The organism is Paraburkholderia fungorum, assembly GCF_902833645.1.
In the GTDB taxonomy this organism is placed as follows: Bacteria; Pseudomonadota; Gammaproteobacteria; order Burkholderiales; family Burkholderiaceae; genus Paraburkholderia; species Paraburkholderia fungorum.
In genome coordinates this window covers 1,436,725-1,453,085 of the sequence record NZ_CADFGE010000001.1, presented here as the reverse complement: position 1 = coordinate 1,453,085, position 16,361 = coordinate 1,436,725, and the positions used below count along the sequence as shown (strand labels likewise).

15 protein-coding genes are annotated in these 16,361 nt (G+C 63.5%); 7 read left to right on the top strand and 8 right to left on the bottom strand.

Annotation, left to right across the window (positions count from 1 at the left end):
* Positions 1–272: 272 nt before the first annotated feature.
* The 4 genes from HWX91_RS06485 to HWX91_RS06470 form a co-directional block, all read right to left on the bottom strand.
* The gene (locus HWX91_RS06485; protein WP_028198563.1) at positions 273–1,505 is read right to left on the bottom strand and encodes a multifunctional CCA addition/repair protein; all 1,233 of its coding nucleotides are present in this window, start codon (positions 1,503–1,505) and stop codon (positions 273–275) included.
* The gene (locus HWX91_RS06480; RefSeq protein ID WP_028198562.1) at positions 1,502–2,155 is read right to left on the bottom strand and encodes a glutathione S-transferase family protein; all 654 of its coding nucleotides are present in this window, start codon (positions 2,153–2,155) and stop codon (positions 1,502–1,504) included. Before HWX91_RS06480 ends, HWX91_RS06485 begins: the two co-directional genes overlap by 4 nt.
* A 34-nt stretch (positions 2,156–2,189) precedes the next feature.
* On the bottom strand, positions 2,190–3,143 hold the full coding sequence (locus HWX91_RS06475; RefSeq protein WP_028198561.1) for a complex I NDUFA9 subunit family protein: 954 nt from the start codon (positions 3,141–3,143) through the stop codon (positions 2,190–2,192).
* Positions 3,144–3,224: 81 nt separating this feature from the next.
* Complete coding sequence (locus tag HWX91_RS06470) at positions 3,225–5,192, bottom strand: lytic transglycosylase domain-containing protein (protein ID WP_028198560.1); 1,968 nt, start codon at positions 5,190–5,192, stop codon at positions 3,225–3,227.
* 77 nt (positions 5,193–5,269) lie between these two features.
* Here HWX91_RS06470 and HWX91_RS06465 point away from each other — a divergent pair, with 77 nt between their 5' ends.
* The gene (locus HWX91_RS06465; protein WP_028198559.1) at positions 5,270–5,812 is read left to right on the top strand and encodes a 5-formyltetrahydrofolate cyclo-ligase; all 543 of its coding nucleotides are present in this window, start codon (positions 5,270–5,272) and stop codon (positions 5,810–5,812) included.
* Between the two features lie 58 nt (positions 5,813–5,870).
* On the opposite strand, the gene HWX91_RS06460 is transcribed toward HWX91_RS06465, so the two are convergent.
* On the bottom strand, positions 5,871–6,383 hold the full coding sequence (locus HWX91_RS06460) for a winged helix DNA-binding protein (RefSeq protein WP_028198558.1): 513 nt from the start codon (positions 6,381–6,383) through the stop codon (positions 5,871–5,873).
* Between the two features lie 204 nt (positions 6,384–6,587).
* Between HWX91_RS06460 and pxpB the strand changes: the two genes are divergently transcribed.
* The 6 genes from pxpB (at position 6,588) to HWX91_RS06430 (ending at position 13,057) form a co-directional block, all read left to right on the top strand.
* Positions 6,588–7,241 carry a 5-oxoprolinase subunit PxpB gene (pxpB, locus tag HWX91_RS06455; RefSeq protein ID WP_028198557.1) on the top strand — a complete coding sequence of 218 codons (654 nt, stop codon included), beginning with the start codon at positions 6,588–6,590 and terminating at the stop codon, positions 7,239–7,241.
* A complete protein-coding gene (locus HWX91_RS06450) occupies positions 7,238–8,290 on the top strand; it encodes a 5-oxoprolinase subunit C family protein (RefSeq protein WP_028198556.1) in 1,053 nt (350 codons plus the stop codon). Before pxpB ends, HWX91_RS06450 begins: the two co-directional genes overlap by 4 nt.
* 19 nt (positions 8,291–8,309) lie before the next feature.
* On the top strand, positions 8,310–9,062 hold the full coding sequence (gene pxpA / locus HWX91_RS06445; RefSeq protein ID WP_028198555.1) for a 5-oxoprolinase subunit PxpA: 753 nt from the start codon (positions 8,310–8,312) through the stop codon (positions 9,060–9,062).
* Between the two features lie 273 nt (positions 9,063–9,335).
* Entirely contained in the window at positions 9,336–10,085 is a 750-nt protein-coding gene (locus HWX91_RS06440; RefSeq protein WP_028198554.1) for a DUF969 domain-containing protein, read from the top strand.
* Positions 10,082–11,038: a DUF979 domain-containing protein gene (locus HWX91_RS06435; protein ID WP_028198553.1), complete on the top strand. Its 957-nt coding sequence runs from the start codon at positions 10,082–10,084 to the stop codon at positions 11,036–11,038. Before HWX91_RS06440 ends, HWX91_RS06435 begins: the two co-directional genes overlap by 4 nt.
* 213 nt (positions 11,039–11,251) lie before the next feature.
* Positions 11,252–13,057: a tetratricopeptide repeat protein gene (locus HWX91_RS06430; protein WP_028198552.1), complete on the top strand. Its 1,806-nt coding sequence runs from the start codon at positions 11,252–11,254 to the stop codon at positions 13,055–13,057.
* Positions 13,058–13,195: 138 nt separating this feature from the next.
* Here HWX91_RS06430 and HWX91_RS06425 read toward each other — a convergent pair whose 3' ends face one another.
* The 3 genes from HWX91_RS06425 to HWX91_RS06415 are packed head-to-tail and all read right to left on the bottom strand — an operon-like array spanning position 13,196 to position 16,360.
* Positions 13,196–14,347, bottom strand: coding sequence for a TraB/GumN family protein (locus HWX91_RS06425; RefSeq protein ID WP_028198551.1), 1,152 nt, complete (start codon positions 14,345–14,347; stop codon positions 13,196–13,198).
* Positions 14,340–15,359: a peptide ABC transporter ATP-binding protein gene (locus HWX91_RS06420; RefSeq protein WP_028198550.1), complete on the bottom strand. Its 1,020-nt coding sequence runs from the start codon at positions 15,357–15,359 to the stop codon at positions 14,340–14,342. The genes HWX91_RS06425 and HWX91_RS06420 overlap by 8 nt, the downstream gene beginning before the upstream one ends.
* On the bottom strand, positions 15,356–16,360 hold the full coding sequence (locus HWX91_RS06415) for an ABC transporter ATP-binding protein (protein WP_028198549.1): 1,005 nt from the start codon (positions 16,358–16,360) through the stop codon (positions 15,356–15,358). The genes HWX91_RS06420 and HWX91_RS06415 overlap by 4 nt, the downstream gene beginning before the upstream one ends.
* Position 16,361 lies beyond the last annotated feature (1 nt).

Below are 16,361 nucleotides of genomic sequence, written 5' to 3'. Positions count from 1 at the left end.
GCGAGGCGACAGATTCCAGATGCACCACTACCGCTACTGTGCGGGAGACCCGCTTATGAGCTGGCGGGGTGAAGCCGCTTTCTTTGCTTATCTTTCTTTGCGGCGGCAAAGAAAGTAAGTGCCGCCCCGCACAGGGGCAACGCTAATAGACCACTAACAAAACAAGGAAAGGCCAAAAGATCAAGGAGAGCAACGCCAAACAGACCACGAACCCAGCAAGGAAAGGCCAAAGAGCAAAACCAACAACAAAACCCGCCAAGCAGGCCCAACCCTCACTTAAGAACCTCTTCAACAGCGCGAACGCGCTCCCGATGCACTGCATCCTTAATCCCACCAGGCGAGTCAGCGAGCCTCTTCGCCACCGCTCCAGCATCCACACCTCGCGCAGCAACAAGCGCAACCCGCAGCCGCTCAGCCTGCGGATACTCCCGCATCTCAAACCCCAGCCGCCCGCGCGCGTCCGCCTCGCATGCCTGCAACGCTTCAGCAAACCGCGCAGGTTTCCGAATAGCATCGCTACGCTCCAGCAACCTCACCAACGCGGCCGCCCCCATCTCCATCACGCGATGAATATTCCCGTGCTCCCGCGCCACCAGCACCGCCAGATCGCGGCATTCATTCGGCACCCGCAGCCGCTCGCAAAAAGGCTTCAGCAAATCCACGCTGCGCCCCTCATGCCCAATATGCCGCGGTAATACATCAGGCGGCGTCGTCGCCTTACCCAAGTCATGCGTGAGCGCCGCGAACCGAACCGGCAACGCATAGCCCTGCTGTGCCGCATGGTCGACCACCATCATCACATGCACACCCGTATCCACTTCCGGGTGATAGTCCGCCCGCTGCGGCACGCCGAACAACGCATCGATCTCCGGTAGAACTCGCGCCAACGCACCGCATTCCCGCAACACCTCGAACATCCGCGACGGCTTCTTCTCCATCAAGCCGCGCGACACTTCCTGCCACACGCGTTCAGCTACCAGCGCGTCCACCTCGCCTTGACTCACCATCTTGCGCATCAGCGCCATCGTCTCCGGCGCCACCGTGAAATCGATGAAACGTGCCGCGAACCGCGCAATCCGCAAAATCCGCACGGGATCTTCAAGAAACGCATTGCTGACGTGACGAAACAGGCGTGCCTGCAAATCGCCCCGGCCGTTGAACGGGTCGATCACCGGACCAGTCAACTCACCGTCCGGGCGCACTTCGCGCGCCATCGCATTGATCGTCAGGTCGCGGCGAGCGAGATCCTCTTCAAGCGTGACGTCCGGTGCGTAGAAGAACTGGAAGCCGTGATACCCCGCCGCCGTCTTCCGCTCAGTGCGGGCGAGCGCGTATTCCTCATGCGTCTGCGGATGCAGGAACACCGGAAAATCCTTGCCCACCGGACGATAGCCCTGCGCCACCATCTGCTCAGGGGTCGCGCCGACCACCACGTAATCGCGGTCTTGCACCGGCACGCCTAACAGCTCGTCGCGAATCGCGCCGCCGACCGCGTAGATATTCATGGGCATACGTCTTGATAGGCAATCGTGTGCGTTTCGCGAAGCGCGTCGTCGATCCAGGCCTTCACGGCCGGCAACGCCGTCACGCGACGCACATAGGCCGCGGCCGTTTCGGACAAGGCCGGCTGCCACGTGTTGAAGCGCATCGCCACCGGTGCGTACATCGCGTCGGCAATGCTGAATTCACCGAACAGAAACGGACCGCCGTAGGTCGTGAGGCACTCGTTCCAGATCGCCTCGATACGCGCGATGTCGGCAAGCGCGCCCGGTGTGCCGTTCTTGCCGGGAAACGATGCGCGAATGTTCATCCACATGTTCGAGCGCAAGTCGCCGAAACCCGAGTGCATCTCGGCGCTCACGCTGCGCGCGCGGCGCCGTGCCGCCGGATCGCGCGGCCACAGCGCATGCTGCGGAAAGCCCTCGGCCAGCGTCTCGGCGATCGCCAGTGAATCCCACGTAACCGACCCATCTTCGCCGATCAGACACGGCACCTTGCCCGGACCCGTCGGCGCATAAGCCAGAATCGCAGCCTTCGTACCGGGTTCATTCAGATGAATCAGCACCTCTTCAAAGGGGATGCCGAAATGCTTGAACAGCAGCCACGGACGCATCGACCACGACGAATAGTTCTTGTCACCGATAAGCAGCTTCATGCTCTATCTTTGTATAAGGGAGTGGATAAAAAATTCAACGCCCCGCGCTGGCGCGAAACGTATCGAAACGTGACCGCGTCGACGCGCCAGTCAGATAGATGGGCGCGACCGTTTCGATGCTGACGGGTTCGATGCCGAGTTCAGGCGCAAGCGGTCCGCTCAACACGTTGTCGACTTTCATCGAATCGAGATTGTCGCGCGAAATCACCGGTACGCCAGGCGCCATTTCGAACGTGAACGCCTGCAAGCGCGCCAACGCTTCGGGCAGGCGAATGATCCGCGCGTGCCGGCCAATCACCTCGCCGCAATACTCGACGAGATCTTCGAGGGTATAGACGGTTGGACCGCCCAGCTCGTAAGTATGGCCGCTCGCTGCATCAAGATCGAGCACGTTGCAGATCGCCTTCGCCACGTCGCCGACATACACCGGTTGGAATTTCGCATCCGGCATGGCAAGGGGAATCGCTGGGAACATTCGCTGCAGGAACGCGAACTTGTTCAGAAACTGGTCTTCCGGACCGAACACCACGGAAGGCCGGAAAATCGTCCACGCCAGATTCGCCGCACGCACGGCCTTTTCTCCGTCACCCTTGGAGCGCGAGTACATGCTCGGCCCATTCGGATCGGCGCCGAGCGCGCTGATATGAATCAGGCGATGCACGCCCTTGCCTTCGCACGCCGCAACGATTTTACTCGGCAACTCAACGTGCAGGCGCGCGAAATCCGGACCATAAGGTGTCCCGCGTTTGCCATGCAGCGTGGCAACCAGGTTGATGACGCAATCGGCGTTTTCGACGAAACGTGCGAGTTGCACCGGATCGAACACGTCGGCTTCGATCACGTCGATGGGGAGCAGGGTGAGATGGCGGGCGTTGTAGCGGCGCCGGGTGGCAATGCGCACATCTTTGCCCATTTCAACGAGGGCATTGACGAGATGGCTGCCGATAAAACCGGAACCGCCGATGACCGCAATGGCTTGGTGTCGCATTTTCGACTCCCTGGTGGAAGCCGCGGCAACGGCTGGCGTGGCGCACCGCCGCATCAGAGTGACACGGCGGCGGCCCAGCGCTTACGGTGCGATATAACCCAGACGCGCCTTCAGCGATTGCGGACGGCCTTCGAACAATGCCGCGTAGTAGACCGTATTGGACAACACATTCTTCACGTAGTCGCGCGTTTCCTGGAACGGAATCGCCTCGGCAAAGATCGCGCCTTCAACCGGACGCTGCAACGATTGCCGCCAGTTGCGCGGACGGCCGGGACCGGCGTTGTAACCGGCGGTGGCCAGCACGGCGGACCCGTCGAATTGATTGTAGATCATCGACAGGTAGTTCGTGCCGAGCAGGATGTTGGTGTTGATGTCGTTCATCTGCTCGCGCGAAATCGGGCCGAGGCCGATCTTCTTCGCCACCAGCTGCGCGGTGCCCGGCATCAACTGCATCAAACCGCTCGCGCCGACTTCCGAGCGCGCGTTCATGATGAAGCGCGACTCCTGGCGAATCAGCCCGTATGCCCATTCGACGTCGAGCCCGTTCGACTGCGCGTCGCGCTCCACGATGTCCTTGAAGGGCGACAGATAACGCAGCGAAAAATCGTGTTCGCTCTTCGTGCGATCGGCCGTGTTGACGGTGCGGTCATACAACTGAATCCGGCGCGCGTATTCGGCCGCAGCGAGCAGTTGCCGGTCGCTCATGTTGCGCAGCGGCCAGTTCCACTCGCGATTGCCTTCGAGCCGCAGATTCAGCGCATAGAACCGCTGCGCCAGATCGAAGCCCGGCGTGTTGCCGGCCTGCTGGATTTCCGCGTCGGTCACAGTCGTTTTCGGCGGCACGGTGATCTTCTGACCCAGCTCTTCCGAAGCCAGCTGGCCGTAGAAGTTGAAGCCTTGCGAGATCGACGCGAATTCCTGGTTGGCGGTGGTCGTGTCGCCAGCCTGCTTGAGGGCCCGGGCGTGCCAGTACACCCACGACGGCTGGTTGCGCAGCGCCGCCGGCATCTGTTCGATCGACCAGCGCACCATTATCCAGTCGCCCGCAAGCAGCGCGGTGCGTGTGCGCCATTCATACGCCGGGTTCGACAACGGCGCATTCACCGAGAGACGGTACCAGTCGACCGCGCCCGGCATCTGCTTGACCGCGGCCTGATAGGCAATCGTGCCCCAGCCGATGGCCCGCTCGGGTGAGCTCAACGACGGCGCCACCGAAGCAAACGTGGCCGCGGCCATGGCCGGGTCGTTGCGCGCCATGCGCGTGATAGCGAGCAACGCGAGTTGATGCGACTGCGTGTCCGGGCCGACGCCGCGTGCCAGCAACAACGGTGGCGTGCTCGTGGCCTGGCCGAACAGCACCGGGTCGGGCGGCTGGTTGCTGAGCGCATCGACAAGCTTGCTGCCGGTGCTGGTGTAATTCTGCTCGTACGCGAGACGGATCTGCTGCCACACGTCGTCGGACGTGAATTGCTGATTGACCGCCAGCGACGTAATCAGATCGACGCAGCCGTCGCCGTACCACTTCGGATCGACCAGCAGCGCACGCGCCGCGTCGGCAACGTTTTCGCCGCGCGCAGCACGCGATTCGAGCGCATAGCACTTCACCTGCGTATCGTCGTTCAGCACGAAGCGCGCGTATTGCTGATCGAAGTTGCGCCAGTCGTGACGTGCGCCGAGCACCGTGAGGTAGTCGTTGCGCAGGCGGTCGGCAATGGCCTCGCCGTCGTATTTCTGCAGGAACGCCAGCACCAGCGCATCTGGTGCATCGATGCGCGCATGGCCGCTGGAATCGAACAACTGCGGCTTGATCTGGAAGTACTCCAGATACGAAGGCGCAGGATAGTTCGGAATCATGCTCGCCAGTTGCGCGGCACGCGCCGCGTCGTTCGAGCGGGCGGCTTCGCGCAGCTGGACGAAAATCTGGTCGTCGTTCGTAAGCTGAGAAAGGGGAACGGGCTTGATGGCGGAGGCCGTACTGCATGCGACGAGTGCCGCGGCGCCAAGCGCCAGAGCGACCGCGCGATATACTTGATAGAGGCGTTTTGACATCGTTGTTTCTGGAGCGCGAATTGATCCCAAGCATAGCATGCAACCCCGTCGCAGAATCGAAAAAGGCGCTGCGTCGAATGCTATTGGAAGCAAGGCTACAAGCGGCTTCCGAGCCCGCACGCAATGCTGCGCTCGGCCGCCGGATTCTCGACGCGTTGAAGCGCTACGGCGTGAGCAGTGTCGGATTCTACTGGCCGCTGACAGGCGAATTCGACGCGCGCGCCGCGATCGCGGTCTGGCTCGCGGCAGACGCGCAACGCGAGGCGAGCTTACCGGTCGTCAAGGAGCGCGGCGCACCGCTCGAATTTCACGCATGGGCCCCGGATACGCCGATGAAGATCGGCCATCACAAGATCGCCGAGCCCACCTCGGGGCGCGTCGTCATTCCCGATCTGCTATTTGTGCCGTGCGTCGGCTTCGACGCCGACGGCTACCGGCTCGGCTACGGCGGCGGCTACTACGATCGCACGCTTGCCGGCTGGCCGGGAGCGAAGAAACCCGTCACGCTCGGCATCGCGTATGAAGCGTGCCGCACGGACGCGTTGCAACGCGAGACCCACGACATCCCGCTCGATCTGATCGTGACGGAAGCCGGCTGCTACCCATCCGCGGCGGATTAAGCGTTTGACGGGCACGGCGCGCGGCGCGCCCTCCAGTCGGCCCAGCGGCCCCACCCCGTTATAAAGACGCCGCTGCCCGCGCGGCCGTGTCGTACAGTCCGGACGCATTGCGCATCAATTGCGCCGCCTCGCCGATCTGCTCATTGGTCATGCCGCTTTCCTTCAGCGTCGAGATCAGGCAGCTCTCGCGCACCTCGCGGTACCTCAGACACAGTTCCCGGCCGGCATCGGTGGCCGAGAAGAACACTTCCTTGCCGGTCTTTTCGCTTTTTACATACCCTCTAGCTACAAGCTTCTTCAACGCGTAGGTGGCGACGTGGGTGTCTTCGATGTTCAGCACGAAGCAGATGTCGGCCAGCTTCTTGCGCCGTTCGCGATGGCTGACGTGGTGCAGCAGCGAAACTTCGATCGCGGTCATGTCTTTTTCGCCGGCCGCCGACATGCAGCGCACCATCCAGCGGTTAAACGCGTTGCCAGCCATGATCAGTGCGTACTCGAGCTCGGATAACTCCGCGCTTGTGTCAGACACGAGATGTTCCGAAGAGACGATCTTGGTAGGGTGGCGCGACATGGTGATGTTTCTCGAAAGCACGAAGGGAAGGTGTCGGGAGTGTACGACGAGCAACCCCTTCCCGGGAGCCTGGCGAAAACGCTTATTGATAATTTGTCGATATTTTATTGATAATGTACTCTCCAAACATCGCAGCCCCATCCAGACGAACACCACGGGGTCCGATATGTTCGACAATTGCGACTCGACCAGGGCCATGAAGCAATGAGCCAGCCAAGAATCTTTCCGTTCGGTGATGCCGCGCTAGTCTGCGAGGCGCCGCCGCCTGCCACGCTGGAATGTCAGCGGCGCGTGTGGGCCACTGCCGAGGCCGCGCGCGACTGGCCGCACGTGCTGGAGGTCGTGCCGGGCATGAACAATCTGACGCTCGTATTCGATTCGCTCGAAGCCGACCGGGACGCGCTGGTGAACCACCTGCAAGCAACCTGGGACGCGGTGAGCGACACGCCCGCAACCGGCCGCGAGGTCGAGATCCCGGTGCAATACGGCGGCGAGTTCGGCCCCGACCTGCGGGCGGTCGCCGATCACACCGGCCTGAGCGTGCGCGAGGTCGTGCAACGCCATGCAGAGGGCGAGTACGTGGTGTTCTTTCTGGGCTTCCAGCCGGGTTTCGCCTATATGGGCGGGCTCGACGAAACGCTGCACACACCGCGCCGTTCGTCGCCGAGGCTGGAAGTGCCGGCCGGTTCGGTCGGCATCGGCGGTGAGCAGACCGGCATTTATCCGGCCACCTCCCCCGGCGGCTGGCAGTTGATCGGCCGCACCGAACTACCGCTGTTCGATCCGGCCCGGCGCCCGCCCACGCTGCTGCAACCGGGCGACCGGGTGCGCTTTACCGTTGCGGGGATACACGCATGATCGATGTGATCCGCGCGGGCCTCCTGACTACGATTCAGGACCTCGGCCGCCACGGCTACCGGCACCTCGGCGTCGCGATGGGCGGTGCGCTCGACCGTTTGTCGCTCGAAGTCGGCAACCGGCTGGTCGGCAACCGGCCCGATGCGGCCGGCCTGGAAATTACCTTCGGCCCGACCGTGCTGCGCTTTCTGCGCGCCACGCGCGTGGCCATCACCGGCACCGAATTCGGTGCGACGCTCGACGGCAAGCCGGTCTATTCATGGTGGAGCCTGCCCGTGCAGGCCGGTCAGGAACTGGTTCTGCAGGCGGCCAAACGCGGTATGCGCGGCTACGTCTGCATCGCCGGCGGCATTGACGTTCTGCCGATGCTCGGCTCGCGCAGTACCGATCTCGCCGGCCAGTTCGGCGGACTCGGCGGCCGGGCGCTGCGCGACGGCGATCGTCTGCCGGTCGGCGCGCCGCCCCAACGCGGCCATCTCGGCTTCACCCCGGAAGCGCCGGAGTTCGGCGTGAAAGCGCCGGCCTGGTGCAAGTTCGTGCTGGTTCACGAGCCGCTGCGGCGCGGCCGGCATCCGTCCGGCGTGCCGTGGGCCGTGCCGATTCGCGTGCTGCAGGGCCCCGAGTACGACAGCTTCACTGAAGCGGCGCACGAATCGTTCTGGTCCGACGAATGGCTGGTTACGCCAAACAGCAACCGCATGGGCTACCGTCTCGCCGGCACGCAACTCAAGCGCAGCGAGAAAAGCGATCTGCTCTCGCATGCGGTGCTGCCCGGCACGATTCAGGTTCCACCGAACGGCCAGCCGATCGTGCTGATGAGCGATGCGCAGACGACTGGCGGCTATCCGAAGATCGGCGCCGTGATTCAGGCCGACCTGTGGAAGCTCGCCCAGGTTCGCCTGAACGCCGCCATCCGCTTCATCCCGACGACAGTCTACGAGGCGCGTCAGGCGCTACTGGAAGAACGTACGTATCTGCGGCAGATCGACGCCGCGATCGCCATGCACGAGGAACGCTGCGCGCGCCAGACGGCGCTCGCTGCGCTGTAACACTTAGTTGAGGAACACCATGGAAATCGATTTGAACGCCGATCTCGGCGAAGGTTGCGGCTCCGACGAGGCGCTGCTCGACCTCGTCAGCTCGGCCAACATCGCGTGCGGCTGGCACGCCGGCGGCGCCAATGCGATGCGCGACTGCGTGCGGTGGGCGGTGCAAAAAGGCGTGTCGATCGGCGCGCATCCAAGCTTCAACGATCCCGAGAATTTTGGCCGCAAGGAAATGGACCTGCCGGCGAGCGAGATCTACGCGGGCGTGCTGTATCAACTCGGCGCACTGTCGGCCATCGCGCAGGCCGAGGGTGGGCGTATCGCGCACGTCAAACCGCACGGTGCGCTTTACAACCAGGCTGCGCGCGACGCGAAGATCGCCGACGCGATCGTCTCGGCGGTCCATGATTTCGATCCGTCAGTCGCCGTGTTCGCGCTGGCCAACAGCGGCCTCGTGACCGCCGCGCGCGAAATAGGCCTGATCGCCGTAGAAGAAGTATTCGCCGACCGAGGCTATCGCGCCGACGGCTCGCTGGTGCCGCGCAAGGAGCCTGGCGCGCTGCTCGACGACGAAGAAGTGGTGCTGGCTCGCACGCTCGCCATGGTGCGGGAGCGCCGCGTGCAGGCGGTGGACGGACACTGGGTGCCGCTCAACGCGCAAACCATCTGCCTGCACGGCGACGGTCCGCACGCTTTGGCGTTCGCACGGCGCATCCGCAGCGCGCTGGAGGAAGCCGGCATTGAAGTACACGCGGCGGGCGCCGCGAGCGTGTGAGCCGCGCGGACTCGCATGAATCCGTCAGCGTGAGTCGACCCATTGCCGTGCCCTGAACGCCCCGCTCCTTGCGGGGCGTTTGCCAGGTGCAGGAGAGTTCGCAGTACCCCGAGTGGAACAACACCGTCGAATAACAAGAAGCAGCAGGTGCAGGTGTAGTCGAAGCAACGCGGCCAGCAAGAGCCGTGGCAACAAAACGGCGCGAGAGTCAGCAGCGCCGGCACACGTTAGCCGCCACAAGCGGCGAGGTTGAAACCCTGTTTGGAGATCCAGATGCAGACAACAGTCAGTCTATGGCCGCTCATTGGCGTGGCCGTCATCATCGTCGGCTTTTTATTACGGTTCAATCCGATGCTGATCGTGGCGGTTGCCGCGATCATCACCGGTCTGGCCGCGCACTTCCCGCCCGAAAAGATCCTCGCCGAAATCGGCACCGGCTTCATCAAGACCCGCAATATCCCGCTGATCATCCTGCTGCCGCTCGCCGTGATCGGTCTGCTCGAGCGGCATGGCCTGCGCGAGCGCGCGCAGGCGTGGATCGGCGGCATCAAGGCCGCGACCGCGGGACGTTTGCTGATTGTCTATCTGCTGGTGCGCGAACTGACCGCCGCTGTCGGCCTGACCGGTCTAGGCGGGCATCCGCAGATGGTGCGTCCGCTGATCGCACCGATGGCCGAAGGCGCGACTGAAACGCGCTTCGGCAAAATCAGCGACGCGGTTCGCTTCAAGCTGCGCGCCTTCTCGGCGGCGACCGATAACGTCGGCCTGTTCTTCGGCGAGGACATCTTCGTCGCGTTCGGCGCAATCGTGCTGATGACGACCTTCCTGAAAGAAGCAGGCATCGTCGTCGAGCCGATTCACGTGGCCGTCTGGGGCATCCCGACCGCGATCTGCGCCTTCATCATTCACGGCTTCCGCCTCTATCTGCTCGACCGCAGGCTCGAGCGCGAACTGCGCGGCAATGCCGCAGCGAACACCGCATCCGTTTCGCCGACGCAACCCGCCGCTGGAGACAAAGCATGACGCTCACGATTACCTATCTGTTCTGGCTGCTGGGCGTGGTGCTGCTCGTCATTGGCGGCATGATCGTCACGGACAAGGAGCATCCGCGCCGTTTCACCGCCGGCGGTTTCTGGATTCTCTACGCACTGATCTTTCTGATCGGCGACAAGCTGCCGGCCTCCGTGGTCGGCGTGCTGGTCATCGTGATGGCGCTCGCAGCGGGCTTCGGCGGTGTGACCGCGGCCAAGCCGAAACTGCTGTCGCTCGAAGCGCGCAAGGCTAGCGCCGCGCGGCTGGGCAACAAGCTGTTCGTGCCCGCGCTGACGATTCCGGTCGTCACCGTGATCATTACGCTGTCGGCCAGCCATCTGATCTTCGGCGGCATACCGTTGATCGAGAAGGCCAACGTCACGCTGATCGGCTTCGGCATCGGCTGCGTGATCGCGCTGGCGATTGCCTGCGTGATGACGCGCGACACCGTCGGCCAGTCGATGAAAGAGGCGCGCCGCCTGGTCGATGCGTTGTCATGGGCAGCGGTGCTCCCGCAAATGCTCGGCATGCTCGGCCTCGTGTTCTCGGATGCCGGCGTCGGCAAGGCGGTTGCTCACGTGACCACGGCCTACATCAGCCTCGACTACCGGTTTATCGCCGTGGCTGTGTACTGCATCGGCATGGCGCTCTTCACGATGGTGATGGGCAACGGTTTCGCCGCATTTCCCGTGATGACGGGCGGCGTCGGCGTGCCGATTCTGGTCGGCGTGTTCCACGGCAATCCGGCTGTGATGGTCGCGATCGGCATGTTCTCGGGCTACTGCGGCACGCTGATGACGCCAATGGCCGCGAACTTCAACATGGTGCCGGCGGCACTACTGGAATTGCCGGACAAGAATGCGGTGATCAAGGTGCAGGTGCCGACCGCCTTGACCTTGCTGGTCGTGAACATCTTCCTGCTGAATTTCCTGATGTTCCTGTAAGAATGTTGGCCAGGCCACGCGAGAAGTGCCGGTATCGCGCCGGATTGTCGCGCTGGCCGGTGTAGTTCCATAGACCGTGGCGAATGGACGCCGCCGAATTCGGAGGCGTCCGATCCTCAGGAAAGGGGCGAAAACATAAGCTGGTGGATGGTCTCCCATCCACACGTGCCGGCGCGGGTAACGCATGCCGCCGGCGCTTTCCAGCAGGCCCTCATGGAACATCAACCTCAATCCGATACCGCGAGCACCGGTACATCACCCTCCGCTTACCTCGCCTCGGTGCTCGACGCCGCGCTCGAAGAACACCTGGCCGGCAGGCTCGATTCCGCCGAACCGCTCTACCGCGAAGCCCTCGTGCTCGATCCCGCACAGGCCCAGGCGCTGCACTACTTCGGCGTGCTCCAGCATCAGCGCGGCAACCATAGCTTCGCTGCGGAGCTGATGAGCGAGGCGCTCAAGCTCGATCGCACGAATGCCGCCTGCTGGAGTAACCGCGGCCTCGTGGCCGCCGCCCTCGGCCATCCGCAGGAAGCCATGATCTGCTACGACCAGGCGTTGCAGTTGCAGCCTGATTTCGCCGACGCGCGCAACAATTTCGGTGTCGCGCTGCAGGCGCAAGGCGCGTTCGACGAAGCGATCGGGCAATATCGCCTGGCGCTTGCCGCGGACCCGCTCTTCATCGACGCGCTTCTGAACCTCGGCACCGCGCTCAGCAAGCTCGACCGCTACGACGAAGCGCTCGCGTGTTACCAGGAGGTGCTGACACTCGACCCGCAATCGGCGGAAGCGCACTTTAACGCGGGCAATGCACACACCGCGCAGCGCAATCACAGCGCTGCGATTGCCAGCTTTCAACAAGCGCTGCTGTTGCGCCCCAGTTACGCCGAAGCGCATGTCAACCTCGGCAGTGTGATCGGCAAGCTCGGCGACTACGCCGGAGCCGAAGCCCATTATCGGCAGGCAGTTGCGCTCAAGCCGAACCCAACCAATCTGGTTTGCCTTGGCGGCTCGCTTGGCGCGCAAGGCCGTCTCGACGAGGAAGAAGGTCCCTACCGCCATGCGCTGGCGCTTGACCCCGACTACGCAGACGCGCATCAAAACCTCGCCTGGCTGTTGCTCAAGCGTGGCGATTACAAGCAGGGTTGGGCGGAGTTTGCAAAGCGCTGGCGCAAGCGCGACTACGAAGCGATCGCCGTGCCGAACGTCGCCGAGTGGCGTGGCGAGCCGCTCGACGGGCGCCGGTTGTTGGTGATGGGCGAACAGGGTTTCGGCGATCACTTCCAGTTTCTACGCTATGCGCGCGAACTCGAACGGCGGGGCGCCACGGTCGACATCTGTGTGCGCGAGCCGCTGCTGCCGCTGGTCGGGCGCATTCCTGGCGTACATCGCGCGTTCAGTGGCAAGCCCGATAGCGAGTACGATTTCTGGGTGCCGCTGATGAGCGTGCCGTCGTGCGTCGGCACCGAACTGTCGACCATTCCCGCTGCCGTACCGTACATGTTCGCCGACAAGGCGAAGATCAAGACATGGCGCAAACGGGTGGCTGCCGCCGACCAATCGAAGCGCAAAGTGGGCCTGGTGTGGGCCGGCAGTCCGACGTTTGGCAACGATCGTTATCGGTCGATGGTTCTCGCCGACCTGGCCGCGCTAAGCGAAGTAAAAAACATTGCCTGGTACGCGCTGCAGAAAGGCCCGGCGCACGATCAACTGGCCGATGCACCCAAAACTTTCCGGGCCCACGATTTCACCGCCGATCTGCACAACTTCGACGACACCGCCGCGCTCATCATGAATCTCGATCTGGTGATTGCAGTGGACACTGGGGTGGCTCACCTTGCCGCCGCGCTGGGAAAACCGGTCTGGGTGCTGCTGCCCGCCAATTCGGACTGGCGCTGGCTCGAAGAGCGCAGCGATTCGCCGTGGTATCCGACCATGAAACTATTCCGGCAGACAGTTCTGGGCGATTGGGCGCAGGTGGTCCAGCGGGTGTCGGAAGAATTACGCGACACCGCGCCTTAAGGACGACGGCGCTGCTGCGCCAGCATGTAGGCGCGCAACAACTTGTTGATGCGCGTCTGATAGCCCGCGCCCTGCTTTTCAGGACTGCAGTGAACCACTGCAGTGAGTCACGACATCCAGCGCATGGCTGGACGACACTCATCCCGCATCGACCACGAACCCGTGCTGCCGCAGCAACTGCAGCACACCCTTGCGGCCGCCCAGATGCAAGGCGCCGATCGCCACGAATACCGGTTTGTTCGGCCCGGCGATCAGCAGCATCCGCGACACAAAGCGCCGGTTGCGTTCGTACACGATCTTGTTGTCGATCGAATCGGAGACGCGCTTGTCGCGCGCCAACTTTTCGGACTTCGCGGCCTGCCAGGCCGCAATCGCGTCGGCGTCCCCTACTCGCCACAGCCGATGCAGCGTCTTCACATCGTCGACATTTTCCGCGGGCGTCTGCACCAGGTCCTGCGCGAGCATTTCGCGCTGTTGCGCGAGCGTAAGCCCCGTAAACGCGCGCATCTGCTGATGCAGCGTCTCGAGGCCGACGATCTTGCCGCGCGTCCTGATGTAGACGTTCTGCAACTGTGCTTCCGTGCCGTACTCGGTCTGCAGGCCGGCGCTCAACGAATCGTAGGTTTCGACCACCAGCGACGCGAGCCACGGCCGCATCTTCTTGATTTCATCCAGCGCCGCGGGATTGCCGCGCAGACGCGCGGCCAGTTTGCGCCACAGCGGCTCGGGTAGCAGACCCGGCAGGCAGTCCCGGCGGCACACGCCGTACTTCGACACGTCGTCTTGCGAGACCAGCAGTTCGTCGGGGGAGAGTTCGAGCGCCAATGTCGGCGAAGCGGCCAGCGCGCCGAGAATCGGTGCGCGAAACGGCTGCTGGGGCGGATAGTCGGCGGGATCGCCAACGTGCAACGTGCCAAGCACGTAGATGGTCGTGGTGCCGCGGGTCGCGACATAGAACGGCATGCGGGCCGGTTGCAAACGCACCGGACCGCTCGCGGTAGTGCCCGGCGTGGCGGGAGGGGGATTGAAACCCGGCAGGGTGGCGCGCGGCGGCGCCGGCAGATTGGGCACCGGGATTGCCGGCCGCCCTGCCTGAGCGGGCGTATTGGCGGCTGCCCCGGCGGCATGCGCGACGCCGAATGGCGCCGGGCTCAAATGAAAAACAGCACAAACGCCGAGGAGCGCGGCACCGGTCAGTGCACGCGCTCTCCAGCGCCGCGCAAAAGCAACGTGGCGGCCGTCATCACGCGAGCGGCGCGTAAGACGACGCGCCGCCACTGCATCAGGCATCCACGTCCCCCACCTCCTCGGCACGGTGACACGACACCTGACGGCCATCCACTTCACGCAACTTCGGTTCTTCGCTGCGACACCGGTCGATCACGTACGGGCAGCGCTGATGGAACGTGCAGCCCGACGGCGGATGCAGCGGCGAAGGCATTTCGCCTTGCAGCTTGATCTTGATGGTGCGATCCGCTTCGAAGATCGAAGGCGTGGCCGACATCAGCGCACGCGTGTACGGATGACGCGGGTTCGAGAAAATCCGCTTCTTGTCGCCGAGCTCCGCCACGCCGCCGAAGTACATCACCATTACATCGTCGGCGATGTGCTCCACCACCGACAGATTGTGCGAGATGAACACGTAGCTGGTCTTGAACTGCTCCTGCAGGTCCATGAACAGATTGAGAATCTGCGCCTGGATCGACACGTCGAGCGCGGACACCGGTTCATCGGCGACCACGATCTGCGGATCGAGAATCATCGCGCGCGCAATCGCCACGCGCTGACGCTGACCGCCCGAAAACATGTGCGGATAACGCTTTGCATGCTCCGGACGCAGGCCGACCGTGCGCATCATCTGCGCGATCCGTTCGGCGCGCTCGGTCGAACTCAGTTGCGTGTTGATCGCGAGCGGTTCACCGAGCGTCTGCTCGACAGTCTTGCGTGGATTCAGCGAAGCAAACGGATTCTGAAACACCATCTGCACGCGCCGCCGCAGCGCGGCGATCTTCGCGTGATCGGCGCCGGCCACGTCTTCACCGTCGATCAGCAGGCGGCCCGCGCTGGGCGCCTCGATCATGGTGAGTTGCCGCGCGAGCGTCGATTTGCCGCAGCCGGATTCACCGACCACCGCTAGGGTCTTGCCGCGCTCGAGTGCGAACGAAACCCCGTTGAGCGCCTTCACCGTGCCGGACGCGAACAGCCCGCGTTTGACCGTGTAGTACCGCGCCAGCTTGTCGGCAACCAGCACGTGATCGCCCGCATGGTCCGACTGGCGCCGCGGTTCGAATACTGCGTTCATCGTGCGCCTCCATGGGTGTGAACGTTGGCGTCGCCGCTCAGGTTCAGGGGTTTGATGCAGCGCACGCGCGCCACTTCGGCGTGACCTTGCATCGGCGCCAACGCGGGGCGCGCCTTCATGCAATCGTCGACCACATACTTGCAGCGCGGCGCGAAGAGACAGCCTTTGGGACGATCGTCACGCCCCGGCACCATGCCCGGCAGCGCGGCGAGCCGCACCGCGCCCACATTGTGCTCGGGAATCGCCGCCAGCAAGGCCTCCGTGTACGGATGATGGGGCGCGGCGAAAATATCCGGCACGCAGTTGGTTTCGATCACTTCGCCAGCGTACATGACCGCGACACGCTGCGCGACCTCGGACACCACGGCCAGATCGTGCGAGATCAGCACGAGCGCCATGCCGCGTTCCTTCTGCAGCTTGATCAGCAACTCCATGATCTGCGCCTGAATCGTCACGTCGAGCGCGGTGGTCGGCTCGTCGGCGATCAGCAGCTTCGGATTGCAGGCGATCGCCATCGCGATCATCACGCGCTGGTTCATGCCGCCCGACATCTGATGCGGGAACGAGCCGATACGGCCCTTCGGGTCGGGAATGCCGACCTGGTCGAGCAACTCCAGCGCGCGTTTGTCCAGTGCGCTGCCGCGCAGACCTTCGTGCAGCTTGAGCACTTCCTTGATCTGATAGCCGACCGTGTAGCTCGGATTCAGACTGGTGAGCGCGTCCTGGAACACCATCGCGATGTCTTTGCCGATGATCTTGCGGCGCTCTCTTGCGCTTGCCTTCAGCAGATTCTTGCCGTTGAAGGTGATTTCGTCCGCGGTGACTTTGCCCGGCGCGTCGATCAGGCCCATCAGCGCCATCATCGTCACGCTCTTGCCCGAACCCGATTCGCCGACTACGCCGACAACTTCGCCCGGCGCGACATCGAGGTTGATCCGGTCAACGGCGGGCAGGCCGTTGAAATTCACCGCCAGATTGCGGATGGTCAATAAACTGGTCATT

Bases quoted from the DNA above. Each gene is read 5' to 3' on its own strand.
- HWX91_RS06425 (WP_028198551.1), bottom strand. From the start codon at position 14,347: ATGCCTGATGCAGTGGCGGCGCGTCGTCTTACGCGCCGCTCGCGTGAT.
- HWX91_RS06415 (WP_028198549.1), bottom strand. From the start codon at position 16,360: ATGACCAGTTTATTGACCATCCGCAATCTGGCGGTGAATTTCAACGGC.
- pxpA (WP_028198555.1), top strand. From the start codon at position 8,310: ATGGAAATCGATTTGAACGCCGATCTCGGCGAAGGTTGCGGCTCCGAC.
- HWX91_RS06435 (WP_028198553.1), top strand. From the start codon at position 10,082: ATGACGCTCACGATTACCTATCTGTTCTGGCTGCTGGGCGTGGTGCTG.
- HWX91_RS06480 (WP_028198562.1), bottom strand. From the start codon at position 2,155: ATGAAGCTGCTTATCGGTGACAAGAACTATTCGTCGTGGTCGATGCGT.
- HWX91_RS06460 (WP_028198558.1), bottom strand. From the start codon at position 6,383: ATGTCGCGCCACCCTACCAAGATCGTCTCTTCGGAACATCTCGTGTCT.
- pxpB (WP_028198557.1), top strand. From the start codon at position 6,588: ATGAGCCAGCCAAGAATCTTTCCGTTCGGTGATGCCGCGCTAGTCTGC.
- HWX91_RS06470 (WP_028198560.1), bottom strand. From the start codon at position 5,192: ATGTCAAAACGCCTCTATCAAGTATATCGCGCGGTCGCTCTGGCGCTT.
- HWX91_RS06430 (WP_028198552.1), top strand. From the start codon at position 11,252: ATGGAACATCAACCTCAATCCGATACCGCGAGCACCGGTACATCACCC.
- HWX91_RS06465 (WP_028198559.1), top strand. From the start codon at position 5,270: ATGCTATTGGAAGCAAGGCTACAAGCGGCTTCCGAGCCCGCACGCAAT.
- HWX91_RS06420 (WP_028198550.1), bottom strand. From the start codon at position 15,359: ATGAACGCAGTATTCGAACCGCGGCGCCAGTCGGACCATGCGGGCGAT.
- HWX91_RS06450 (WP_028198556.1), top strand. From the start codon at position 7,238: ATGATCGATGTGATCCGCGCGGGCCTCCTGACTACGATTCAGGACCTC.
- HWX91_RS06485 (WP_028198563.1), bottom strand. From the start codon at position 1,505: ATGAATATCTACGCGGTCGGCGGCGCGATTCGCGACGAGCTGTTAGGC.
- HWX91_RS06475 (WP_028198561.1), bottom strand. From the start codon at position 3,143: ATGCGACACCAAGCCATTGCGGTCATCGGCGGTTCCGGTTTTATCGGC.
- HWX91_RS06440 (WP_028198554.1), top strand. From the start codon at position 9,336: ATGCAGACAACAGTCAGTCTATGGCCGCTCATTGGCGTGGCCGTCATC.